This is a genomic window from Tatumella saanichensis, assembly GCF_000439375.1.
GTDB lineage: Bacteria > Pseudomonadota > Gammaproteobacteria > Enterobacterales > Enterobacteriaceae > Tatumella > Tatumella saanichensis.
Genome location: NZ_ATMI01000023.1, coordinates 1 through 25,321, shown reverse-complemented (window position 1 = coordinate 25,321; position 25,321 = coordinate 1). Strand labels below are relative to the sequence as shown.

Genomic DNA, 25,321 nt, shown 5'->3' with positions numbered 1-25,321 from the left:
ATGAGAGGCCACATCAATCCTTAAAATACAAAACGCCCGATGAAGTTCATCAGGCGTTTTACAGACAGAAAGCTGTCAATCTATACCAGGACTAGTCATTGCCTACCTCGCAAAGAGGTTTTATTTTCGCTAGAACTAATATCATTTAGTGCCCTAATAAGTACTAAAGAGTCAGCATCTTTGCCAACTTTAATATCTTTAACATGACTGTTACCGTCAGTATCCTTAAAGTTCAACCTTATGTAATCATTGGGTTTTAACCAAACCAAAAGTTGAAGAACCCCAATGCGTGCCACTAACGCGAATAGGGTGAACACAGTGATAGCGGTCATTATACTTAAAAGGGACATTTTTTATTTAAACCTGTTTTCGATCAGCAGCAGCACGGTGACGAACAACTTTCTCGATAGAGTACTTGGGACCACTAAGGACGCCATTCGTTTCTTTTACCGTTTCAGAGTACTCTACCACAAATAGGTCATCCTTCGAGAAGATAGCTTCGTTAGCGCTCACTATTTCGAAGAAAGCCTTATCATTCATGTAGGTAGTTACTTCACCAACCTCTGGTAAAATCATCTTCCATCCATTTGCAGAGTTAAAGTTAACACGTGAGAAGTTAACGTTTTTTGTGAAAGTCTCAACGTGATTTTTCTGCTCAGTAGTCGAACGCGGAGCTTTGAATGTTTCGACCTCAGATTGTGAAACTTTTATAACATTTTTCTTTCCGTTATTAACTTTGAAGGTAGACTCTTGATCAGTTAAAAGCGGGCGATAAACTAGTTTATCTACTTCTTTTCGAATGATAGGGCTTGTCACCAGCTTTTGAACTTCAGTAGAACAAGTAACTGATTCACCATCAACTTCAATAGTTGACGTTCCCTTGCTTTTGTCGATAGTTATTTCGTGAATTTTCCTTCCTTTTAACCACTCAATGATTGCAAGTAAACTTCCTGTAGCAGCACCACCACCAGCTACTAATCCAAGGGCTTCCAGCGTTTTAATACCACCCATAACAGCAACTAGAAGTTCAAATGAGCCTTCTTTTGTGGCACGAACGGTTACTTGAACTTCAGAATCTTCACCGTTAATGATTTTTTCAGCATGCTCAATCAGTGAACCAAGAGAGGTCAAAGCTTCACCAAGGGTTTTTGCATCGATTTCATTGCCTTCATAAGCTTTACCACCATAGGCAATCTTTAACTCAGTTACCTTATCCTTTGACATATGTGCGTTCCTTGAAAATAATTATTTTTTATTGTATCAAATGGTTGTTTGCCATTATGGTTCGCATTCAAAGAGAATGCGGTAGCGATCGCATTAAGATTAATCCTACCTTAGATTAATGACTCATCACATCCTGATAGATGATCAATGCTTATGATTTTGCAAATAATTCAAACCATGGTTAATATGTTCTTGCTTTAGGTTAGCGGTGGTGGGTGCGGGTTCAACTCCCGCTCTGTTGTATGTGCTCTCCCTGGTTGCACTGGCAGTTTTCTTTATGTACATGGCTATTCGATTACCGATTTATTTTCAAAGCAAAGGGGGTTATATGGGCGCACTTCACTACATGGTTACAGCATTTTTTTCAGTTGCTTCAAATTACGTTCTGGGATTGGGCATTAATACGACAGGTACGGTTACCCCGCTAACCTAAAGCATAAAATTATTGTCGATTAGCGGCTTTATTTGCATTGAATAAATAGGTTTATTTCTATGCTATTGGCCGTATTTAGCATAAAGAAACGCCGACATACTCTGCAAACTACAAACAAACAGAGTAGGAGATTGGCTTACAAGCGGTTGTTATGACAGTGTTTCGGATAGCCCGACATAATCCATGATATCGAGAATCTAGACAGGCACACGCTATACACCGTCAGGAATGAGATTAGAAACGCTCTGGCAGCGCCGCCCTACCAGTGGAAGAAACCATGCCCGCCATGCTGACATTACCCGGTCACTACCGCCGCTATTTTCGTAGCGGTTCCCTTCTGACGTTTCCAGGCGCTGTAAATATCCTTATCCCACGCTTTACCTGCTTTCGTCTGATACCCAGCCTCATTAAGTCGTTCCGCGATAATGCGTCCATTGTCGAATCCCTGCTTAATGGTATCGGCCACAATCTGGATCACCGCTGCTTCATTATATTCACGGGAAGGAATCCCTTGCTTACCACCAGCCAGGGCAGCCGCCGCCATTTCCATGCGCTCAATCAATGCTAAAAACCGGTGATCGGGATTACTTTCTGGCTGGCCCAGCTTCTGATGTACAGCGTCAATGAGCCATGCTGTTTTGTCATTGCCGGACTCACTCACGGCAGAGGTGAAGGACTCGACCAGTTCGGCAGGAACGCGGAAGGTAACAGATAGGGACTTGCTCATTATAACCACCAGCATGAGGGAGACAGAGCGATATTTTACCACTGTAAGACAACGTAAGACAGTGAAGCTATTTCCGTAGCTTCACCAACTACTGACAAATCAGGTGGCAATTTTACTCTTTAAGTGTAAAACCACCAATTTGTGGTTATTGATACGGGGATTCCCGTAACGATAGCAAAGCCCTGCCAGATTGACTGGCAGCTAAGAGCGAGAAGCGGAAACTAACATATCTGTTAAAGTGGCCAAATTTAGCTATCCACTACAGGCTGCGAAGGCAAAGCACTCATACTCATTTCGTAGAATTTACTCACCTAATTTGTATGCATAATCACCCACAATTGACGAAAATAACTCCAACAACTCTAACTTAGTTCTTCCAGAAGCTGCTATGCTAACTAACTCATTGAAATTAATTTCAATATATTTGTTTGCTCTAGGGTTCAATAGAACACCTGTCTTCCACTCATCCGTACCACCCTCAATTGAGGATGAGAAACTCAATAGCCAGTAAATTAAAATCTGCCGGTAATCAGAAGACGAAAAGTTTCTATTTGTGCATTTTACTTCGATCAGCCGCTGGCCGATTGAGAAATCTCCTTGACCTTGTGCTATCCATTGAAATCCAGGAATGATGGGAGACCTAATTACATTACCATCACCCCATCCTTCACTCAAATATCTTATTGATTTTGTTAGATTAGTAGCAGTTTGATTAGCTATTTTAATCTCAATATCTGATAAATTATCGGGTAAAACTGCATCAAAATACCTTGATTGCCGAATCAGGGCGATAGACAAACACTCATTCCAATCTTCATTTTTTTCTTCAAGTATTTGCTCTGCTCTTACATAGGCAACTTCAAATAGCATAGCTGCATTTGTATCTATTCCTACCAACATACTTTCATCAATAATCGTGCAGCCGGGTATAGGTTGTGCCTCGCGATTGAGATGTGCAACGATTGCCGGTAGCAATTGTGGAAATAACAAATCACAGATGCCGGGAATATCTCGCGCTACAGTTCTAGGATCTTTGACAGGTAACCTTAAAAATCTCATTTATTCTCCGCCCCTTGGCACCAATTAATAAATATTTCACAAAATGATGTTTTTCCTTTTTGTTCAATTCCTAATGACCAAGAGTTAGGTATTGCTTTTTTTACTTGATCCCTAAAATGTTTTCCGTCATCACCAAATTTATAGGATGCGAGCCAAAGTATTCTTTGTACTTGCGGTGTCAATTTTGACCACTTATTTCTCTCAGAAACGAATGAAGGTCTATCTTTCCAATTTCTTATACAATCAAGACACGCTCTTTTAATTGTTTCAGATGAACTTTCATTTAATAAACTATGAACATAAGTAGCTCGATTATTTGTTCTAATTACTCTTAGAGAACGTAAATAATGCAAACAGTTCGCTTCTGGTAGCAGTAGATGCTCAGAGTGCACAACAATATCATCTACCATCCTATCAAGCATTTGATAGATAGAAGAATACCGCTCATCATTCCTAATGGAAATTACACCTTTAATAATTGTAGAAAATGAACTTCTAAAGGAATGTAAATTTTCTGGAGAGAGTAATGTTATACATAACTGTAATGCTAAAGCTGGCTCATGAAGTTTCAATGTTCTACTTATTTGATTAACCAAGAAAGTGTCTGGCTGACTTTTATGGATTTCCAAATCAAGTAAGGCTTGTACATTTAGTTTCTCGACAGTTTCAACTAGTTCATCATAATCAGAAACAGGATTGTCTGAATAGGGGTCAAAATGTAAGTCAATTTTTTTAAGTTTACTAGATTTATCATCATCAACAAACAATTGTGTATAAACAAAGTTTTTATAGTGTTGGGCCTTTAAAATTGTTGTTTTAGTTCTGTTTAATGACAATCCATAATCTGCCAAAGCGTTCGACAGAATTGAAATAGCACGATACGCTTCAGCTTGGTCACTGGAAATAATAGTAAAATCATCCACATACCTATGCCACTTAAGTTTTGATGATGTCAAAAGTTGGTCAACTGAGGTCATTAGCAACTCTGCTAAAACTCTTGAGCATTGCCCTCCGACCGGCAAGCCAAATGATCTGCCAGCTGACAACTGACTTAACAATCTATCTATTTGAGTTGCAACTGTAGAACCCTCACCAAATAAATCATTAATACAATTCTCGATACGATGATGATAAATGTGCTCGTAAAAACTTGATATATCTGTTTGGATGACAACAGCCCCATCATTAATTAATGCTGCATCATTAATTGTTGCTTCTTTATATGCCCTCCATGACTTATCCCTATCAAATAAATTTTCACCAGTTTCTACGTAACGATATGAGTGTGCATTTGGACTTCTTTTTGATTCATTTATTTCTGCAATCGCGATAGCCAGACCATTAAGATATATATTCCAAAATGGATGTATCTTTGTAGAAATTCTAAAGCCGCTTGCACCAGTTGGCGAAAGCAATCTCTCCGAGTAAACCTGAATTCCATTCAAAGTATTTCTTGCATTCGTTTTGCCATCTTTCTCAAGCCTTTCAAAGAAGTCAAAAGCCATATTTGCTATCTGCGTCTTTGAATCTGAAATGAAAACTGTATCGATATCAAAAGGCAACATGTCATTGTCGCCATGAGCGCCAATATCTTCAATAGCTCTTATAAAGTGTTCAAGTTTCACTGTATTCATCATCCCCACCGACTCATTAATTGCATTTATATTCAGATATAAAAAGTTAACTTATGACAAGATTCATAAATAGGCAAGTTCTTATTACCCTTGAAAATAAAAAGTACCTTTCCTGATTAAAATCCAATACCACTTCAGATAGATTAATTGTTACAATGGTAATAATTTAGTTTGTGTATTATTTTAAAATGTATTTTATAAAGGGAATCATTTTAAAACTTAAGTATGGTAGCCCACTGAATGAAGCAACTGTATCTCAGAGCGCGTACAGTCAAGAATCCTCGCTAGCGGTGATGGCGGGCGACAACTTTTGACAACTAACTCCCATCACCTGCTGACTAAACTGTTCCCGGTTGATTAACACATAGTGATGTCAGCAATGTCCGCTACTGGCACACAGCTGCTGTTCAAATCGGGCCTTAGCCTTTCGCAATACCGCTTTCCGGTATGTAGTTAGCCAGCCATTATCAGAGGCTGACAATAGCGTAACCAGCATTTACCCTGCCCCTTCGCACAAAGTAGAAAGCACCGAAAGCACCGAAAGCGGAGATTCACATAGACGGGTAACGGTAGCGCAGATTTACGTTATCGAGATAATTAGGGGTTACAAAATGATTGTAACTCTGACCCGATAGGTTCCCTTCAAATCAAGGCGACCAGAACGCAGTTCTACGCTTTGCTGTTTAATCATGTGTTTCACACACATTTAGAACCTAGCTCAAAATTGAGCTGGCTGATTTTGTTGGTAAAAATGTCCACACCCCGCAGACCTACCACATAAAAAGTAGTGACCCACCCTACCCCATGAAGACGGTAAGGTTTTAACTCGGTGGCTTAACGTGAGGAGCTAGCCAATAAAAAAAGATAAGTGAATTTACTCCCTGGCCGGTATGGACATACACAGGCATAAAAATGATAAAAAAGCGGGTAAGAATTATCTATGGGACTAGGCTTGGGACTAGAACTTGATATATAAATAGCTTATTTTTATTAAATTCAATGCATTATATAACTAATTCAACCCATCTCGTGCCGACCAAATAATCGCTTAAAAAGCAGCCTGTAAGGGCTGCTTTTTTTGTCTGCATGTCAGCAATTTAATGATGGTTCAATGCCTTGGCCCTCTTGCCGCGGGACTTTTGGGTTTGTGCCCAGCCGTTGTCATCACCTTATTTAAATCCATCCAGATCAGACATTATCGTACAGCTTTGATTGCTAGCAATGCTATCCTTCACATCTGTCACTTTGACAATGATGGTTGTCTTTTGACCATTATTTAGCGCGGCGATTTCATCAGCATAGGTATGGTTATTATCAGAAGCAAAGACAGGGCCCATACTCAGGTAAGCTTGGTGTCCTGTACCGGTAATATCATCCCCAACTACAACGTGTACAGGCCCGCTAAATTCAATTCTCTGCCCACTGTATTTATTCACCGTGCGCAATGGGTTTTGTTTAAATTCCCTGCATATCTGAGATGCGGGAACTACTGTAGGGGTGGGCTTTAGAGAATCTATCGTCTCTTGTGTTGCTTTACTCAAATCACTCAGAGAGTGAATATTTTGACAGCCCGTGAGCAATACAAGAGGCAATAGTGATAATAACCAGCGAGTGGTACTTTTATTCATGCTGAGAGTCCGTTGGTAGTATTTAGTTAACAGTCCTGCAAATAAAGCGAAAGGATGACAGTGGTCATTTCGGATGACATATCCGCTACGACCGGCATAAGATCAGAGAGACTCAAACACCGTCACCACTGCTCAGAAACTCAAATAACGCTAAGCATAGTAGCCTGCATCATAAACAATGAAAAGCCAGATTGTTCAAGGATTCAGGTATTCTCCAACAGTACTTACGATCACAAATAAGGGCTTTCCTTTTGATCTAGATGCTGTGATTAGGTCGCTGAGACATTCTACTTATCGCGGATCTTTAGCCATAAAAAAACCTCGCCGCAGCGAGGTTTTCCGTCCACTGTCGTTAGCAGGAGAGTTCGTTGTCCAGTCGGTCGGAGATGGTCTTTTTAATCGCCAGACACACCTGGTGATAACTGTAGGCCGAATTATCCACCGGAATAATAAATGGCACGCCGCATTCGCCTACCTGTGCTAACAATTTACCGTCTCGGGCAGAGAGAGTAATCGCGACAGCGATAAAATGCGGTCGACCGTCACTGTGGCTCAGATCGGTGACAATACTGAAGGCCAAGTGCTGTTGGTGATCCAGTTGAGCGTCACTGAGTTTCATAAACTCAGCCTCCCCATTCTCTACCTCGCCGATAAAGGCAATTTTCGCCCTGTTCTCACCATGATAAACCAATGACTCGCGATACTCTTCGAGGATTTTTTGCGCCCCTTCCGTCAGGTCTGCAACTCTCTGTGAATATCTACGATCCACAAATTTCTGTTTTTCTACTAAGTCATCGTAAGTAATATTCATGGTGTTCTCCTCAATAGACCTGTCACTTGTAATCATAGTGTTAATTTCATAGTTTCCCAGCTGATAAGCACAAATGGCACTATTGTTACAAGTAATTAACATAAGCATTGCCTATCACATCGTCTATGAGACCAGACTTCGACCGGCTAGTGGGGGATCGATTGCAAAGAAAAGCAACCTGAGTACCTGACAATTATCTACCCAGGTTGTTAGGGATACATAGGCCACCTTGCCGTGGCACTGAACTTAGCTTAACAGCGAATAAAAAATGGCTGACAAGGCAATCAGCCCGAGCAGCACTACGAAGAGATTACTGAGATGGCCGCTGTATTTACGCATCGCCGGGACTCTCTGAATCGCGTACATCGGCATCAAAAACAAAATTACTGCAATCACCGGGCCACCCAAAGTTTCGATCATGGTCAGGATCCCCGGGTTAAGGGTCGCTACTGCCCAGCTACTGACTAACATAAACACCGAGGTCAGCCTGTTCAGGCGTGCAGTGCTTACCTCCCGGCCACGGCTACGCAGGATGCTCTGCATGATCCCATTAAAACCTTCACGGGCTCCCAGATAGTGGCCGAGAAAGGACTTAGTGATCGCAATAATGGCAATCACCGGTGCCATCCATGCGATAAAAGCGGAGTTAAAGTGGTTAGCCAAATAAGAGAGAATCGAAATATTCTGTGCTTTGGCCGCCGCCAAGTCGGCGGGGGATAGGCAAAACACGCAGCTGAACACAAAAAACATGACTGTGACAACCATCATAATGTGAGCGCGGGATAAGATCCGGCCGCATTTTTTTTCCGCCTCATCGCCGTACTGCTGACGGACAGCCAAAGCAAAGGAGGAGATGATCGGCGAATGATTGAAGGAAAATACCATTACCGGGATCAGTAGCCACAGGGTCATTCCTAATCCCTGGCCGCTGCCAGTAGTGCCGCTCAGTGACAGGGTCTCAACGATGGCCCCATTCCAATGGGGGATCAGGGTTAAGGCCAACAACAGCAGTGCCGTGACAAATGGGAACACCAGAACACTCATCGCCCTGACAATCATCTGTTCTCCAAAACGGATCACGGTCATTAAGCCGAGGATCAATATCAGCGATAATAACGCCCGAGGAGGTGGGGTCAAAGAAAGCTGATGGATCATAAAACTTTCAACAGTATTGGTGATCGCCACCGCATACACTAGCAAGATGGGATAGATCGCAAAAAAGTAGAGTAAAGTGATCAATTTACCCGCCCCACGCCCAAAGTGTTCTTCCACCACTTCGGTAATATCGCCGCGAGCATTACTGCCTGATAAGACGAAACGGGTCAGTGCGCGATGCGCGTAATAGGTCATCGGCCAAGCGATCACCGCCATAATAAGCAGCGGGAGCAGTCCACCGACCCCGGCATTAATTGGCAGAAACAGTACACCTGCGCCTACAGCAGTGCCGTAAAGGCCAAGCATCCACAGGGTATCGGTCTTTCGCCATTGTTCGGGGGTTGCAGTAACGGGTAGTGGGCGAGGTTGGGTAGATTCCATCTATGACTTCTCCGGAGAATTTCTAGTCAAAAACATCATTAGGCTATCTTTTATTAATACAAAATTTCAACAATTTAATATCAATCGTTATTTTATATGGTTTTTCGAGGCAAAGAATACTGGTTGAAGCCAGATTTATCCGTGATCCCGATCGCGACTAGGGGATCATCATGCAGCTGTTAGCGCCGATCCCTGTCTGTTAGCGCAAAAATTCTGCAGAACCTATAAGTTCACGGTGCCACAGCTGTGCTCCCCCACACTCAGTACCCGCTGCCTTTTCACAGCAACCCTAAAAAACAGCTGTTATCTGTCGGTGAAACTGGTAAATTACTGGTTATATAACCAGTGTGAGTATAACCCTTATGTTTGTTGAATTAGTCTATGATAAGCGCAATGTTGAAGGCTTAGAAAATGCCCGCGAAATTATTCTCGAAGAGCTGGCCCGTCGGGTACATCGAATTTTCCCTGAGGCTGAAGTCCGGGTAAAACCGATGCAGGCAAACGGGCTGAACAGCGATGCCAGCAAAAACGACCGCGAAAAGCTGAATCGTATGCTAGAAGAGATGTTCGAAGAAGCCGATATGTGGCTGGTCAGCGACGTTTAATCTGCGCTAACCTGTTGTTGCTGTTCACGGGTCATAGTTTTGATTTCCCGTAATGCCACCGAACCAGTAAGCGCGATCGGCAGCAGGGTGCTGAAAAAACCGACCAATATATACAGCAGTGCGGCGATGCCGGCGCCGAGAATAAAGCCGGCAACCGAGGCCGCTGATTTACCTAAGCGCCCGCGTACATCGGCGGCAGGGTTTCTTAATAATGAGATAATATCAATGGTTAACTGAGTGACGTTACCTGTCATCATTGTGCTCGGACTGGTAGAGGAAAGTAGCAAGCGGCTAGCGGCGTTACGAATACCCATTGCCATAATGCCAAACATCCCCGTAATAAACACATGGACATCCCCTGCCCCATGAAACGGGGAATAGAGATAACCACTCAGGGTAAACAGCCCCAAAAATACCATCTCTGCGCACAATACGCCGGCCAATAATCCAGGGGTATAATTTTTTCGTGACTGAATAATTAGCGTTGCAATGGCAACCGTAAGCATAAACACTGGAATGGCAGCCAGTTTAGTAAAAATTCCCTCAATATTATCGGCCAGTGCCGCACCCGCTACCACTAGGTTGCCGGTTACATGCGCCGTGAATAATCCAAATAAAGCAATAAAACTGATCGTATCAATTGCGCCACCTGAGGCTGCCAAGATCGCTGGCTCACGATAATAGTCCCAGCGTTGCTCAATATTCAGATGGTTGTTTTGTGTCATGTTGCCTCCAGCTAAAAACAGAAAAGCCGAGGAACTGCCCCCTCGGCTTTCAGGATAACCGAAATTCGTTATTTACGGTCAATAGAGAACTTGCCTGGACCGGTTAATGCCAGAGCCAAGAAACCACCGGCAATGCTAACGTTTTTATAGAAGTTAATCATTGCCATATATTGCTCCATACCGGTCATGTGCCAATACTGATGCCCTATCAGGCCAGTAACCACTGTATAGATCGCCAGAATAATCGCTAGTGGACGGGTATAGAAGCCAAGGATAATCAAAATACCAAATACAAATTCGACGACTACCGCTATCACTGCAGCAACCGCCGGTAAAGGTGCACCGACTGAGGCCATATAGCCAATAGTGCCTTCAAAACCGGTCAGTTTTTCCCAACCAAAGATAACAAACAACAGCATTAACAGTACACGCACTAACAGCAGTAAACTATCGCGATACTTTTCTAATGACAGATATTGCATAGGATCACCCTCACCTTTTAAGTGCTTAGTTACCGGTACTTAGCGATGAACCGGTCTATAAGCATTTAGATTATTTATTATTTAATGACAATTTCCCAATTGCGGCACAGGCCGGTGAATCTATCAGTGTGATACCCTGATCCACTACGTGGCTTGTGCCACCCTCAGCAAATTCCACTTTGTTCCTCAACATCATATCCCGCTTGCATTACCACGAAAAGTCACGGTCAGGTCATGCAGGAAGTCTTGCTGCGGTATGGCGCTATAATACATCAACCTTATTGAGCATCAACTAGCTATACCTGTACTCACTGTCACGAATTAGTTGACAATTAAGGATAGAATTGCTGAATAAAGGAAAATATTTTGATAATAGTGATCACTGTTCCAATACCAGAAAAAACAATAAATAACTTTAAAAACAATTAGATATTTTTATTGCGTATAAGATAAAGTCATCCTTAGCCCTGACAATACGCGATTTTAGATAATAAACACCGTCGTTCAGTATTTTTGACGGTGATAAGCAAAAATTTGGGGTTAAAACTACGTTAAATCCGCTAAAGTCTTTATGGCAAGATGCTCAATGATATAATTGAGCAATGCGCGGATCACCGGACTGTGTTGGCGATGCTGCGGATAGAGGGCGTTAAGAGATAATCCAGGAGGAGTCACCGATGACAGCACTGGCATCAACCGACCTGCGGCGATCCCCTGTTCCATAATAAAGCGCGGTAACAGGGCCAACCCTAGCCCTGCCTCAGCAGCCTCACGGATCACCTCACCATTATTACTTAACACCGGTCCACTGACGGGGTACAAGCGAGCAGCTCCATCGACCTGTAAGGTCCATCCCTGCTGCCCTTCCCGTCCATATAACAGACAACGGTGCTCGGCTAACATCGAAGGATCCGTTGGCGTGCCGTACTGCTGCAGATAGCTGGGACTGGCACAGATCACCATCGGCAGCGTGCCCAACTGACGAGCGATCAAGCTGGAGTCTGCCAATACTCCAATCCGCAGGGCCATGTCAAAGCCTTCACCGATCAAATCAACGAAGCGATCGTTGGTCTCAATCTGCAAGGTAATATCCGGATTTTGCTGCTGAAATGCAGAGATCAACGACGCCACATGCCGCAGTCCAAAAGTATGCGGCAGACTGATTTTAAAGTTCCCCACCAACCTACTCTGACGCAGTGAAATTGCCTCTTCTGCCTGACGGACTTCATCCAGTATGCGGCTAGCATGTTGGAAGAAGACATGTCCAACGTCGGTAACCGACAGATTACGGGTATTGCGCACCAGTAACCGTGCCGATAACCGACTCTCTAACGTGGCCATGCGACGACTGACAAACTGTTTTGATAGCATTAAGCGCTCAGCGGCGGCGGTAAAACTACCGGTATTGACGATGGTGACAAATATGCGCATATCTTCGAGGGTCATAACTATTCTTCCGCTGGAGGGGATCATCGCCTGGCAGGCAGACACTGACCGGCAGTCTACCACCGATCACCATGGCGATGACCTAACTTTTAACTCACTGACTATTTGGATTTTTACAGTTATCTGTGCCGCTAGCACTGTGCTATGGTAACCCTCAATGCGAGACGAGGTCACCATGACAATTATTGATAATCATACCGGTCAGCCCATTGGTCAGCCGCTGCCACACTGGCACCCCTGCCCATTTCCCGAGCGTACCCTGCTCGACGGGCAGTATTGCAGACTGGAACCTCTGGATACCCTCCACCATGGCGCGGATCTTTGCCAAGCGCTATTACCGCCTGCCAGTCCCGTATCATTCTGGACCTATCTCACTGTTGGCCCCTTTGAGCATAACCAACCGTTACTGACTTTTTTGCAACAGGCCTCGGACAGCCGTGATCCGTTGCATTTCTGCGTGATTGATAAACAGAGTGGCAAAGCCCTAGGTAGCCTAGCCTTAATGCGCATCCAGCCCGCCCAAGGTACGATAGAAATAGGCCAGGTGATGTATTCCGTGCCAATGCAGCGTTCCGTGCTGGCGACAGAAGCGCACTATCTGCTGATGGAATACATTTTCAGTCTTGGTTATCGCCGTTGCGAATGGAAATGTGACAGTCTGAATGCTCCTTCACGGCGTGCCGCGTTACGCCTTGGATTTTCTTTCGAAGGGATATTTCGTCAGGCGATGGTCTACAAAGGCCGCTCCCGAGATACCGCGTGGTTTTCAGTGATCGATCATGAATGGCCACACCGTAAAAAGGCGTTTCAGCAGTGGCTTTCCGCGGCTAATTTTGACGCTCAGGGTCAGCAACGCCAGCCACTCTCATCAATGATCGTCGAAGATCCTGATGCCTAGAGGATCTCTACAAATGCCATTACCTCTGCCCACCGCTGAGGCTATCGCTCTGTGCTTGCCCTTAACGGTAACCGGTCAGCCGCCGCACAAGCCGCCTTTCCTCAGGGAGGGATATTACTGGCCTCTGGCACAAAGCCTCGCATCAGTCACCCTTGACCTCGAAGGTTATGATCGAGAATTGTTTACCGAACTTGGTATTCCCTGTCCGCAGGCTATCTATCACAGTACGGTCAAACGGCAGGCAGAATACCTCGCCAGTCGCTGGCTGGCGCGTGAGGTTTTCAGCCGCTACGGGATCCAGGATTTTATCCTAAGTAATGCCGCCAACCGGTCACCACAGTGGCCCGACGGATACACTGGTTCGCTGTCACACAGTGGCGGACAGATTTTCCTGCTCACCGATCCCCAGGGCCGATTATGCGGTAATGATGTCGAGCAGATAATGTCATCCACGGTCGCGGCTGAGATCACCCCACTGTTGGTCAGCCCTCAGGAACAGCAGTTATTGGCAGCACTGCCCGCAGCCCCCTGCCAGGTGGCCACTTTAGTCTTTACGTTAAAAGAGAGCTTATATAAGGCGCTGTGGCCGAGAGTACGCTGCGAGCTGGATTTCTTGCAAGCGGAAGTGGTGGCCATTGATTTTCAGCAGGGTAACGCCACCCTGCAACTGACAGAAACCCTTGATCGGCACTGGCAGGCCGGCGACAGCCTTCATTTTCGCTTCACACTCTGCGATAAAAGGGCATTCAGTTGGTCGGTCCTACCAAACGCCAGTTAACCTGCACAGCGGAAGGTCATGTTGTAACGATATTGCCCCGTTAACGGATGAGACCCGGCCTTCAGTGGCAGGATCCCGTGATAGCGCAAGCGTGATTTTCCGCCCCAGACCACCACGTCGCCATGCTCCAATAATACCCGGCTGACAGCCTCTTCTCGTTCAAAGCCGCCAAATAAAAATACCGCCGGCAGCCCCAGTGATACCGAGACAATCGGCTGACGCAAGTCTTTTTCTTCTTTATCCTGATGCAACGTCAGTTTGCTGTCGACAGCATAACGGTTCATCAAACAGGAATCTGGACGAAATGCGTGAAAGCCTGCACGGCTAGCCGCCTGGATAGCATACTCTTGTAGTGCTGGGTCCAAAGGCACCCGCTGCTGTGGAGTGCTTTCTGGATAGCCTCCCTGCAAACCGCTGTGGGTCATTGCCACCGACATCCGGTGGCCCCCTGGTGTAATGCGATGCTGGAACGGACGGCGCTGGTTCACCCGCACAATGTGCTCAAGCAAAAATTCGGCATCCTCACGGGCATAGCGCCGCAAGATCACGGCATCTTCCGCCAAGGGTTCCAACCAAGGAGATTCTCCGGCAAAAAGATCCAACATAGCCGCTGTTCCTATGCTTTATCCTGAGAAACCAGGAAAGATTTAAACAAAGGGGAAGACCAGGTTACAAATTTATTCCCCTCGCGGATGATTAGGAATACCGCTAGATGCTGTTTGATGGCCAGCGCTTTGGCTTTTTCGGTTCCCAACACCATCAGTCCGGTATCCCAACCATCGGCTTCCAGGGCTGTGGTCGCGATCACAGTGGCAGATGCCAACTTATGCTGGATCGGCTGGCCGGTGGCGGGATCAATAATGTGTGAGATCCGTTTACCGTCCAATTCATAATAGTTCCGATAATCGCCGGAAGTACTGATACCATGTCCCTGCAGATCCACCACTGCTTGGGCCGCATCCTGCTGGTCAGTTGGCTTCTGGATGGCGACCCGCCAAGAGCGCCCGTCGGCATTGTGGCCGCGCGACAGTAATGCACCCCCCACCGATACCAAGTAATTGGTCACCCCTTGGGACTCCATCAGTCGTGCCAGATGATCGGTGGCATATCCCTCACCCATGGTTGACAGATCAACATATAATCTCGGCAAATCTTTCTGTAAAGCCTGACCAGAAACGCTTTGGATCACCCGCAGATGCTGTAATCCGGTCATCGCTTTTGCCTGGGCAACCGCCTGGGCATCAGGGGTATGCTGTGGCGCTTTGACCGGACCAAAGCCCCACAGGTTTACCAACGGCCCGACAGTAATATCCATTGCGCCCCCAGTTTTCTGGCCAATGCGCAGTGCTAGGGTAACGATATCTGCCATCCCTTCACTGACTGGCCAAGGCTGCGTGCCTTGGTACTGGTTAAAACGGGATAGCGCGGAATCCGTTTTCCACGTCGACAGTTCCTGATCATCCTGCTGCAATTGTTGGCGAATGGCATTATCGAGTTGCGGAATACGCTCTGCCGGAACACCGGCTACACTCACTCGCCATACAGTGCCCATGGTCTTGCCCGACAGAACCTGTTCCTGTGAGGAAGGTGCATCATCACACCCGGTCAGCGCCAACACTCCCGCCAGTAGCATCGCACCAGAAAAAACATTCATTAAAAATACCCAAATAAAAGTGAAATCGGAGGGAGAAGTGTGCCACCGCCTGTTGCTCAGCGGTAAGGCGTCTCTGCACCAGATAGACGCAATATATTAACAAATTCGTGCTATAGGCTGTGAATATCTGTGCTTTTTGCTGGCATATTTCTTGCAGCTTACATTGAGTGTTCCGCGTTCAATGAGGTGAGCAGATGATAAAGCATCACAGTATTCTCGGTAAGCTTAACGTCGCGTTACAGGAATGGCTGTCCTTTGCGGTATTGACGCAGGCTGGCTCCGCCTTTGACGGCAACACCCATCAATTTTATCAGCAAGTGGCGAAGGATTTTACGCGTTACGGCGTGGAGAAGAGAAGAATGTAGCCTTAGGCTACATAGATTGTCAGGGGAAGGCACAACGCCTTCCCCTTTTTTTCACATTAGAACTGGTAGACCAGACCTAATGCCACCGTATTATCCGTGTTGATACCGGTATCCTGAGTGAATTGATTGTCTTTCATCAGATTGATCTGGTAGTCCACATAGGTCGACATGTTTTTATTGAAGTAGTAGGTCGCGCCCACATCAATGTATTTTTTCAGGTTCTGGCTACCGTACTTCTCAATATCGGTACCCCGTGAGGTCACGAACGCCAACGATGGGCGCAGACCGAAGTCGAATTGATACTGTGCCACCATCTCCAAGTTATCGGCTTTATCCGCGTAACCGTAGGCCGACGACGAAGAGCTACCAAAGCGGGTCGCGTTGTAAGAGCGAGTAAACATCGCCGCCAGATAGACTTTGTCATCATCATATTTCAGGCCACCAGTATAGGCAGTGGCACGACTGCCATTACCCAGAATGTGGTTGCCGTCACTGACATCATTATTTTGCTCAGTGGTACGCAGTGAGGAGAACATTGCGCCACCCAGTGAGAAGCCCTGACCCAGATCATAGGTCGCGCTCATCCCGTAGCCATCACCGTTCTGACTTAACACATCGCGACCGTTATTGGTTTCGCTGGCGCTGCCATTTTTGCCTTGATACTGTAAAGCAACACTCAAGCCGTCGATCAAGCCCCAGAAGTCGGTGTTACGATAAGTCAGCAAGCCGCTTGACCGCTGGAACATAAAGTTATCAGCACCGTAAGTATCGCCACCAAACTCCGGTAAAACGTCGGTCCAGCTAGCGATGTCATAAAGCACGCCGTAGTTACGGCCGTAATCCAGTGAGCCATCGTTATCAAAACGTAGACCAGCAAAGCCAACACGGGTATGGGTACCTGTCGTGCCGTCAGATTCCGGATTATTGGCAGCCACCTGGTACTCCCACTGGCCGTAGCCCATCAGTTGATCGGAGATTTGGGTCTGACCTTTGAAGCCGAAACGGACATAAGACTGATCGCCATCATTACCGTCGTTACCGGAGAAATAATGCAGGCCATCCACCCTACCGTACAGATCCAGCTTATTACCGCCTTTATTGTAGATCTCTGCGGCATTGGCGGTACCCGCCATCAGCACGGCTGGTACCAGTAAAGAAAGAACGCGTAGTTTCATGTTAACACCCTCAAATTGGGACCCTGACTAAAAAAAACGACTCAGGAAAAGTAAAAGTTTGTATATAACGTCATGTTGATTCAGGAAATATAAACTTATCCCCTTAAAACATCACTTAAGGCAGCAAAAAGTATCAATGAATGCCTTTTGAATAACAAAATGTAAGTCTATCGGAACTTTTCTCAATTTACCCCCTTCTTGTAATCCGCACACGGGGTTAAATCAACCTTAAAGCTCCCAGCATTGAGAATTAGGCACTATTTGCCAAAAAGACTATTCAGGTTATATGCCGAAATTTACCGCACTGAATGACAAATATTAACCATAACAACCCCCTATAATAAAACTGCTATCATCATTTATTTCATTATTATCTTCATTCACCCCGAATGAGTCTTATTTGAATTCCCTCCGGGTCTAGTGCCCGGTTTTTTTTTAATTCTTTCCCCACCACACTTCTGTTAATAAAATTTATTATTTTTCCTTGTTACTGAGTGAACCTCATCCCTTTTGGCCTACAGCCCGTACAGCTATCAGGGAAGCCCCACTCCGGTTGTCATCTCGACTATTTATAAGGACATCCTCTGCCAGTTATGCTGTAATGAGCGTACCCTTGGCAGGGTAATGTCGGGGGTCTCAGAAGTCGTACTGACAGTGAGCGGTCGTTGACCCAAATCTGCCACGACCCCTGCATCAGCATTCTCTCTAATTGCCTCAGGTTCACAGCATCTATGTCCGGAAAAAACAACCAGATACTCTCGAAGCCACTAATTAAGTTACTGATTATAATTAACTTAATGGTGGTAGTCCTTTTTTTGAGTGTCCTGTATGACAGTTTTACCGGTCAGGTCCGCCATCAGCAGGCACTGGTCGAAAATTTCGCTCACTCCATGAAGTTGCGTATCGATACATACCGCTTTGCCACTTGGCAGATTTATCAGGACCAATCTACCGGTAGCGATAACGACCCGACCAGCAATCCGTTGAGTGGGGAAAGTCGGCTACGCCCGGATGTCTATGCCCCAACCGGCGATGAAGATAAAACCCATGTGCTAATTTTTGGCTCCCATAACCAGGCGACCCTGAGCAATGCCAGCAGTGCGGCCGATTTTCTTGATACCCTGTGGGGGATTAAAACCAATATCTGGTCGATGTATTACTTGAATGGTCAAGATAACAGCCTGACCATGATCTCTACCCTGCCGCTGAAAGATATGATCAGTCGTTACAACGGGGAAAGCCTGACAGGGCTTATCTCAACCCGTCGGGCGGAGATGCTGCAACAAGCGAATACCCTCGATGAACGAGAAAGTTTTTCCGAGCTGCGTCACACTTCGGACAGCAGTGACTACTATTTTACCTTGCGCACCACCTTTAATCAGCCGGGTCACCTAGCGAATGTGCTGGCCTTTGATTTACCGGTCAACGATATGCTAACCGGTGGCCTACAACCCGAGCATCTTGCATTCCATGATACCGATGACAGCGGTTCAGTAGCTCCCGCCTCCGCGCGGTTCAACTTAGCAAATGCGTCTGTTGAGTTGGAGAAGGCAGTACCCTCTTCCTCGCTAGTGGTCAGCTATCAAGTGTCGATCATGATGCTTCTCAGCCAGTCGTTCTATGATTTCACTCTGTCTCTGAGCCTGTGTGTGTTATTACTGTTGCTGTCAGTGACGGCAGTAGTGCTGCTGCGCCGGACGGAAGTACCAGTGAAGAAAATTGACAATCCGGAAGTGGATTTATTAAGGCATTTGAACAAAGAGATGGTTGATAGCCTACCGGTGGGTTTTGTCATCTACGATTTCAGTGCCCACCGTGAAGTGGTAAGTAATGAAAAGGCGGCGTTACTGATCCCCCACCTGAACATGCAAAAGATAGTCACACTTTCTGAAGATGCCCAAGGGATGTTGCAGGTGACCATCAATAATGAGGTCTATGAAGTGAGTCACCAGCAGAGTCGCTGCTCACCGCAATACCGTTTCTTTATTATCCGTAATCAAGACCGTGAAATCCTGGTCAATAGAAAGCTGCAACATGCCCAACATGTGCTGGACCAGAACCACAAAATGCGCCGTCAATTAATGAGCAATATTGGCCGAGCTTTTCAGCAGCCGGTACAATCACTGCGCGATAAAATTGAACACTTTCTGGTGCAGTACCCCAACGCTGCGCTACAACCGTTGGCAGATTACAGCGATCATCTGCTACGTCTAACCGATAACATTCTGCTGCTCAATCAGTTGGAGAATGATAACTGGGCGGCAGAGGTCAGCAGCTTCAACCTGCAACAGATGCTAGATGAGATCGTGCTGGAATTATTGCCGTCGTTACAAACCCGCGGGATCGCGCTGCTCATCAATAACCTCCGTCCAGCTGATGAGTCACGTACCGGTGATGCGGGTATTTTACGTAGAATTCTTACCACTTTACTCTGGTATGCCTTCGGAACCACCCGTTGGGGAAAAATTTCTGTCCGAATCAGTGCAAGCCCGGAACAAACTGATCGACTATTGATAAATATTGTAGATACTGGTCAGGGTCTGAATAAGACAGAACTGGAAAATGCCGATTTTCCGTTCAGCGGAGAGGTCACTGCCCATAACGGTGAAAAATCGAACAGTACTGACCTGTTCTTCTGTCGCCGGTTCTCTCAAGCTCTAGGGGGAAGTGCTGAAATTGTCACTAAGCCGGGCCTTGGGACTCAGTACAGCTTGGCGCTCACACTGCCGGTACAGACGCAGGACGCTCCCCAAGATGAAAAAATTTTGGACGGTATTACCGTTTTACTGGACGTCGTGGTCGATGATATTTATAAAATCATTAGCCGACAGTTGGAGTACTGGGGGGCAAAATGTGTCATTGCTGACGATCGCGTGTCCGGGCAGGAGTACGACTTCTTGGTCACCGATGTGCCGGCCAGGTTGACCGGCTGGGCAGTGCTGGTGACTGGAAATGAGGCGGGCTATTCCGCAATCAACCCACACCAGTACCGGGCGAACTACAACCTGAACCAAGCATTTCTTGACGCGTTGCTTTCACTGATTGAGAAACAACTGACCGAGGATGGCGCGGAAGACTCTCCTGATAATACTGGGCATCATGCACTCAGTGAACCCGGCTATTATCAGATCTTTAAGGATACTGTGCCGGATGATGTGCATAAATTGTATGTTGAGCTTGCTGACAATGACTACGCCGCACTCGCGCTGACTGCTCACCGGCTGAAAGGGGTCTTTGCTATGCTGGGCCTTGAGACAGGTAAAACACAATGTGAACAGTTGGAGCACTACATCAAGCAGTGCGATGATTTAAACATTAAACAGGCTGCCAGTGACATTGACGCGTATGTCAACCAACTGCTGCAGCAGGGTAAATAAAAAGATGAATAACTTGAATGTAATTATTGCCGATGATCACCCGATTGTTTTGTTCGGGATCCGTAAATCTCTGGAACAGATTGACTGGGTAAATGTTGTCGGGGAATTTGAAGACTCTACTTCATTAATCAATAACTTAGCAAAACTTGAGGCCAACGTACTGATTACTGATCTGTCGATGCCTGGTGACAAGTACGGTGATGGCATCACCTTGATCAAGTACATTAAACGTCACTACCCTGACCTATCGATCATCGTACTGACCATGAACAACAATCCAGCTATTTTAAGCTCAGTGTTGGATCTGGATATCGAAGGCATTGTGCTGAAACAGGGCGCGCCGGCCGATTTACCGAAAGCGCTAGCTGCCTTGCAGAAAGGCAAAAAATATACCCCAGAGTCTGTATCTAAACTGCTGGAAAAAATCAGTGCTGGTGGTTATGGAGACAAACGCCTGTCACCTAAAGAGAGCGAAGTTCTGCGCCTGTTCTCCGAAGGTTTCTTGGTGACAGAGATTGCCCGTAAGCTGAACCGCAGCATCAAAACCATCAGCAGCCAGAAGAAATCAGCCATGATGAAATTGGGGGTTGATAATGATATTGCCCTACTCAACTACCTCTCTTCGGTCAGCAACAGCCTGCCGAAAGAGTAATTAGCAGTCTTAATGATCCCCTCTACAGTGAGGGGATTTTTTATGCTTGCTGTTCTGCTCGCTGGTGGCGTATACGTTCCGCATACCCTGACAGGGTAGCGTTCAGTTCTTGCAAAGTGACCGGTTTCGACAGACAGTCATCCATTCCGGCAGAAAGACAACGCTGTTTTTCATCCGCCAACGCATTCGCAGTGATACCAATCACTGGCCGCTGCCAACCTGACTCTCTCAGCATTTCGGTTAACAGATAACCGTCCATATTCGGCATATTCACGTCGGTCAGCAGGATATCTGCTGGCACGCGCTGCAGCACTGACAGTGCATCGACTCCGTCTTGCGCGGTTTTGACCTGATAATTTAAGGTATGCAGTTGTCCTGACAATAGCATGCGGTTAATCGGGTGATCATCTACCACTAGGATCAGGATGTCATCATTGCAAACTGCCATCTGCTTATCTTCGCTCAACGCGACTTCTTGCTTAGTATCATAGGCTGGCCGATAGATCCGACGGATCAGGTCGGGCAGCTCATAAGGCATCGATGGCGTAGTGACCCACAGACCCGGCTGAATTTGCATCGGAAAGTCAGTATGTTCATTGCTGAAACAGATCTGTGCCCGGCACGGCCACTCCCCGCGTTCTAACTCATCGCTGATAAAGATATCGTCTGCGGTTAATTGTACCGGGTCGGTAAATACTGCCACCGACAAGGCCTGTAGATAACGAGTGATGTACTGGCTGAACAAACTATTTTTTAGAGCGACACAGACCCGACGTCCTTCGAGATCGGTGTCAGGGTATTGCCACTCACCGTGATAAACCGGCACCCTTACGCAAAATTCACTGCCCATGCCAGGTTCAGAGTCTACGGAGATATCACCGTCCATCATACTGACCAGTTTTTCACAAATCGCTAGCCCCAACCCAGTTCCTTGGAAATTACGCTGAATGCCAGTACCTGCTTGGAAGAAAGGATCAAACAGCCGTAGCAAATCACGTGGAGGAATGCCGACGCCGGTATCCCTCACCGAACAGATGAGATAGCCTTGCTGTTGTGATAAGTGCAAGACAATACCGCCGGTATGGGTAAATTTAATAGCGTTATTCAATAAGTTCGAGATCACCTGTTGTAGACGCATCGAGTCGGCAAATAATGATGAGGGCACATCCTGCTCGATCAGGCAGTAGAGCGTTAGCCGTTTTTTAACCACCAGCGATAGATAGTTGGAAATAATATGCCCCAACATCTCCTGCGGGTTGAACTGTACAGGTTCAATCTTCAACTGCTCTGACTCAATTTTCGAGAAATCGAGAATATCATTGATGATTTTTAGCAGTAGATCAGAGGAGTTATTCATGGCGCTGACCAGCGCTTCGGTATTTTTTGGCAGTTCGCGAGTTTTTAGCAGATCCAAGTTACCGATGATCCCGTACAGCGGGGTTCTCAGTTCATGGCTGACGGTCGCCAGGAACATGGATTTAGACTGGCTGGCCTGTTCGGCAGAATCCGCCATCTCCTGTAGCGAGTGCTCCATTTTGATGCGACTGCTGACGTCTACCAGCACGCAGATCGCCACATCCTCGTTACGGTAACGACTGTGGACAAAGCTGATTTGCAGGTTGGTGTTAGATCCGGTCAGCACATCAACAAAATTGACTTGCTGACCACTAATAATCTCTGTCAGTCGGATTTTGTCTTCCGGCGTTAACAGGTTGAGGTAGTTGTGCGCCAGTTCATTACTCAATACGTTGCTGCCGTCACTGGTCCTGAGGATACAGATCCCCACCGGAGCCGACGCCACAATCTTACGGTTAAACTGCTCATGCTCTTCGAGACGGGTCGCATTCTCCTCTGCCGGATAGAGCATCCGCCGCTCAAAGGTAATCGCCAGTGCCATCAGCAACAGCGCACTAAAAATGTTCAATAGCACGGCATTGATGATCATCAATTTCATTTGATTGAACAGCAATTCCGTCGACAGCGAATAGACAATGCTGAATGGGCAGGACGGTAGCGAACGTTTCAGTACCAGCTCACGGTAGCCATAGCTGTAACCAAACCACACCTTGTCATCCGGTAACCAGTCTAGGCTATGGCTGCTAACATCCGGGTTGTTAGATAGCAACACCTGATTATCATCATTGATCAGCGAGGTAGAGACCGGCACACTGCCAGGCATTACCAGTTCATCAAGACGCAAGTTTTGTTCAAAACTGAGTAGCGCCACCGGCTGATTGCCGGCATACACCGGCATCATCATATAGAAAGCACCAACACCCGGCTGACTGCCCGGTTCTATCCAGTAGACCGGATTGCGCTGGTCACTAGGGCTACTGTTCTGCACGCTCAATACGTTCTCTTGTAAGGAGCGCAAGCTGTAATCCGTATTGACATCACTGGTGGAAAACGAAAAGGTCGCCAGACAGTTACTGCCATTATTCAGCAGGAAAATGCGGCTCATCTCATAGGAGGAGACATACTGACTTTCCCAGTAATGGATAAAACCGCCCAAGGTCGATAAGGTCGAGCGCCACTGCGGATTGATGGTGCTACAGTCGCCATCATTAAACAGCGGCGTATACTGTGGCGAATAATCTTTGTTGCCGCTGCTGAGAGTAAAGGTGTTTTCTGTGGTGGTGTTATTCAGTTGTCCTTCGGTAATGTATTTCAGCTCGCGCATCGCTTCGTTGGAATGCGCCACATACCAGGCCGCCTGACTGAAGTTCCCCGACAACTGCTCACGGATATCTGACTCTTTCTCATGCAACACATTCAGCAGATAAAATGCCGTCAGTAGACCACCCAGCAGCCACAGCAATAATGCCAGCACTCGGAATAGGTAGCGGGAGACACGTAATGTGGTGTGGAAGGAGACAAGATATTTCAAAGGATACTCACTGCAGGAAGCCCAGGAACATCTGAGGAGAGACAGCGCTGCCCTGCCCTCAGTCTGAAAAGGTTGGTCATCATTAACCTGATAAGATTATCACATAGCCATGTATTTTAAAGCGGCATACTGCCCTGACAAAAAAGGCACCGCAGTACGGTGCCTTTTGTCTTAGGGTGCTTGCTAACGATTACTCGTCATCCGCGGCAGATTCATCGTCGTTTTCTGGTTCGACGATGATCTCGTCTTCCCCTTCAGCGACAGTACCGTCGATGGCATCAAGTTCATCTTCGCTGACCGGCTCGGCCACACGTTGCAGACCCACCACATTCTCATCCTCTGCGGTACGGATCAGGATGACCCCCTGAGTGTTACGGCCAACGATGCTGACCTCAGACACACGGGTACGCACTAAGGTGCCAGCATCGGTGATCATCATAATCTGATCACTGTCGACCACTTGTACTGCACCGATAACCGGACCGTTACGATCCGTGACTTTGATCGAGATAACCCCTTGAGTCGCACGGGACTTGGTCGGGTACTCTTTATTGTCAGTACGTTTACCGTAGCCGTTCTGCGTCACGGTCAGGATCGCCCCGTCTTCACGAGGAATGATCAACGACACCACACGGTCGTTCTCTGCCAGACGGATACCGCGGACACCGGAGGCCGTACGGCCCATCGGACGCACCGCTTGCTCGGAGAAACGCACCACTTTACCGGCTTGCGAGAACAGCATCGCTTCATCGTTACCATCGGTCAGAGCCACACCGATCAGTTCGTCATCATCACGCAGATTGACCGCAATAATACCGGCGCTGCGCGGACGGCTGAACTCGGTCAGGGCCGTTTTCTTGACCGTACCGCTGGCGGTCGCCATAAAGATATTCAGTCCTTCCGCGTACTCACGTACCGGCAGGATCGCCGTAATACGTTCGTTGGCTTCCAGTGGCAGTAGGTTGACGATCGGTCGGCCACGAGAACCACGGCTGGCTTCCGGTAACTGATAGACCTTCATCCAGTAGAGACGGCCACGGCTTGAGAAGCACAGGATGGTATCATGGGTGTTAGCCACCAGCAGGCGATCGATAAAGTCTTCTTCTTTAATACGGGCAGCAGATTTACCTTTACCGCCACGGCGTTGAGCTTCGTAATCCGTCAGTGGCTGGTATTTCACATAGCCCTGATGAGACAAGGTCACGACAACATCTTCTTGGTTGAT

At 46.8% G+C, this 25,321-nt stretch carries 21 protein-coding genes; 6 read left to right on the top strand and 15 right to left on the bottom strand.

Translation table 11 applies throughout. The features are described from left to right. Positions 1-357: 357 nt before the first annotated feature. The 7 genes from DW47_RS0108420 to DW47_RS0108390 form a co-directional block, all read right to left on the bottom strand. The gene (locus tag DW47_RS0108420) at positions 358-1,224 is read right to left on the bottom strand and encodes an LAPAL motif-containing putative phage structural protein (RefSeq protein WP_029685957.1); all 867 of its coding nucleotides are present in this window, start codon (positions 1,222-1,224) and stop codon (positions 358-360) included. 728 nt (positions 1,225-1,952) lie between these two features. After that, positions 1,953-2,384 carry a hypothetical protein gene (locus DW47_RS0108415; RefSeq protein ID WP_029685956.1) on the bottom strand — a complete coding sequence of 144 codons (432 nt, stop codon included), beginning with the start codon at positions 2,382-2,384 and terminating at the stop codon, positions 1,953-1,955. Between the two features lie 303 nt (positions 2,385-2,687). Beyond that, a complete protein-coding gene (locus DW47_RS0108410) occupies positions 2,688-3,443 on the bottom strand; it encodes a hypothetical protein (RefSeq protein ID WP_029685955.1) in 756 nt (251 codons plus the stop codon). After that, on the bottom strand, positions 3,440-5,080 hold the full coding sequence (locus tag DW47_RS0108405; protein ID WP_241430705.1) for an RNA-directed DNA polymerase: 1,641 nt from the start codon (positions 5,078-5,080) through the stop codon (positions 3,440-3,442). The genes DW47_RS0108410 and DW47_RS0108405 overlap by 4 nt, the downstream gene beginning before the upstream one ends. Before the next feature lie 1,166 nt (positions 5,081-6,246). Next, entirely contained in the window at positions 6,247-6,705 is a 459-nt protein-coding gene (locus DW47_RS0108400; protein WP_029685953.1) for an OB-fold protein, read from the bottom strand. A gap of 352 nt (positions 6,706-7,057) precedes the next feature. Continuing rightward, positions 7,058-7,516 carry a hypothetical protein gene (locus DW47_RS0108395; RefSeq protein ID WP_029685952.1) on the bottom strand — a complete coding sequence of 153 codons (459 nt, stop codon included), beginning with the start codon at positions 7,514-7,516 and terminating at the stop codon, positions 7,058-7,060. A 246-nt stretch (positions 7,517-7,762) separates the two neighbouring features. Further along, entirely contained in the window at positions 7,763-9,052 is a 1,290-nt protein-coding gene (locus DW47_RS0108390) for an HAAAP family serine/threonine permease (protein ID WP_029685951.1), read from the bottom strand. Between the two features lie 362 nt (positions 9,053-9,414). Here DW47_RS0108390 and DW47_RS0108385 point away from each other — a divergent pair, with 362 nt between their 5' ends. Then, positions 9,415-9,657: a DinI family protein gene (locus DW47_RS0108385; protein ID WP_029685950.1), complete on the top strand. Its 243-nt coding sequence runs from the start codon at positions 9,415-9,417 to the stop codon at positions 9,655-9,657. On the opposite strand, the gene DW47_RS0108380 is transcribed toward DW47_RS0108385, so the two are convergent. From DW47_RS0108380 to DW47_RS0108370, 3 genes are all read right to left on the bottom strand, one after another. Next, positions 9,654-10,382, bottom strand: a complete 729-nt coding sequence (locus DW47_RS0108380; RefSeq protein ID WP_051150877.1) for a YoaK family protein — start codon at positions 10,380-10,382, stop codon at positions 9,654-9,656. The genes DW47_RS0108385 and DW47_RS0108380 overlap by 4 nt on opposite strands. A gap of 68 nt (positions 10,383-10,450) precedes the next feature. Further along, a complete protein-coding gene (locus DW47_RS0108375) occupies positions 10,451-10,864 on the bottom strand; it encodes a DoxX family protein (RefSeq protein WP_029685948.1) in 414 nt (137 codons plus the stop codon). A gap of 546 nt (positions 10,865-11,410) precedes the next feature. Continuing rightward, a complete protein-coding gene (locus tag DW47_RS0108370) occupies positions 11,411-12,310 on the bottom strand; it encodes a LysR family transcriptional regulator (RefSeq protein WP_029685947.1) in 900 nt (299 codons plus the stop codon). 175 nt (positions 12,311-12,485) lie between these two features. On the opposite strand from DW47_RS0108370, the gene DW47_RS0108365 reads away from it, so the two are divergent. Both DW47_RS0108365 and DW47_RS16325 read left to right on the top strand, forming a co-directional pair. Further along, a complete protein-coding gene (locus DW47_RS0108365; protein WP_029685946.1) occupies positions 12,486-13,208 on the top strand; it encodes a GNAT family N-acetyltransferase in 723 nt (240 codons plus the stop codon). Between the two features lie 13 nt (positions 13,209-13,221). Continuing rightward, on the top strand, positions 13,222-13,986 hold the full coding sequence (locus tag DW47_RS16325; protein ID WP_051150876.1) for a 4'-phosphopantetheinyl transferase family protein: 765 nt from the start codon (positions 13,222-13,224) through the stop codon (positions 13,984-13,986). On the opposite strand, the gene DW47_RS0108355 is transcribed toward DW47_RS16325, so the two are convergent. Beyond that, on the bottom strand, positions 13,983-14,591 hold the full coding sequence (locus DW47_RS0108355) for an alpha-ketoglutarate-dependent dioxygenase AlkB (protein WP_029685944.1): 609 nt from the start codon (positions 14,589-14,591) through the stop codon (positions 13,983-13,985). The two genes, DW47_RS16325 and DW47_RS0108355, sit on opposite strands and share 4 nt — an antisense overlap. Before the next feature lie 11 nt (positions 14,592-14,602). Continuing rightward, positions 14,603-15,640: an FAD:protein FMN transferase ApbE gene (gene apbE, locus DW47_RS0108350; protein ID WP_029685943.1), complete on the bottom strand. Its 1,038-nt coding sequence runs from the start codon at positions 15,638-15,640 to the stop codon at positions 14,603-14,605. 194 nt (positions 15,641-15,834) lie between these two features. Here apbE and DW47_RS17495 point away from each other — a divergent pair, with 194 nt between their 5' ends. Next, the gene (locus DW47_RS17495; protein WP_161606698.1) at positions 15,835-16,005 is read left to right on the top strand and encodes a hypothetical protein; all 171 of its coding nucleotides are present in this window, start codon (positions 15,835-15,837) and stop codon (positions 16,003-16,005) included. 56 nt (positions 16,006-16,061) lie between these two features. On the opposite strand, the gene ompC is transcribed toward DW47_RS17495, so the two are convergent. Beyond that, positions 16,062-17,180, bottom strand: coding sequence for a porin OmpC (ompC, locus tag DW47_RS0108340; RefSeq protein WP_029685942.1), 1,119 nt, complete (start codon positions 17,178-17,180; stop codon positions 16,062-16,064). A 797-nt stretch (positions 17,181-17,977) separates the two neighbouring features. Between ompC and rcsD the strand changes: the two genes are divergently transcribed. After that, complete coding sequence (gene rcsD, locus DW47_RS0108335) at positions 17,978-20,557, top strand: phosphotransferase RcsD (RefSeq protein ID WP_161606697.1); 2,580 nt, start codon at positions 17,978-17,980, stop codon at positions 20,555-20,557. Between the two features lie 4 nt (positions 20,558-20,561). Next, positions 20,562-21,209: a response regulator transcription factor RcsB gene (gene rcsB, locus DW47_RS0108330; protein ID WP_029685940.1), complete on the top strand. Its 648-nt coding sequence runs from the start codon at positions 20,562-20,564 to the stop codon at positions 21,207-21,209. 40 nt (positions 21,210-21,249) lie between these two features. Here rcsB and rcsC read toward each other — a convergent pair whose 3' ends face one another. Continuing rightward, complete coding sequence (rcsC, locus tag DW47_RS0108325) at positions 21,250-24,096, bottom strand: two-component system sensor histidine kinase RcsC (RefSeq protein ID WP_029685939.1); 2,847 nt, start codon at positions 24,094-24,096, stop codon at positions 21,250-21,252. A 190-nt stretch (positions 24,097-24,286) separates the two neighbouring features. Then, positions 24,287-25,321 (bottom strand): DNA gyrase C-terminal beta-propeller domain-containing protein (locus DW47_RS0108320; protein ID WP_029685938.1); only part of this gene is annotated, 1,035 nt, incomplete at its 5' end.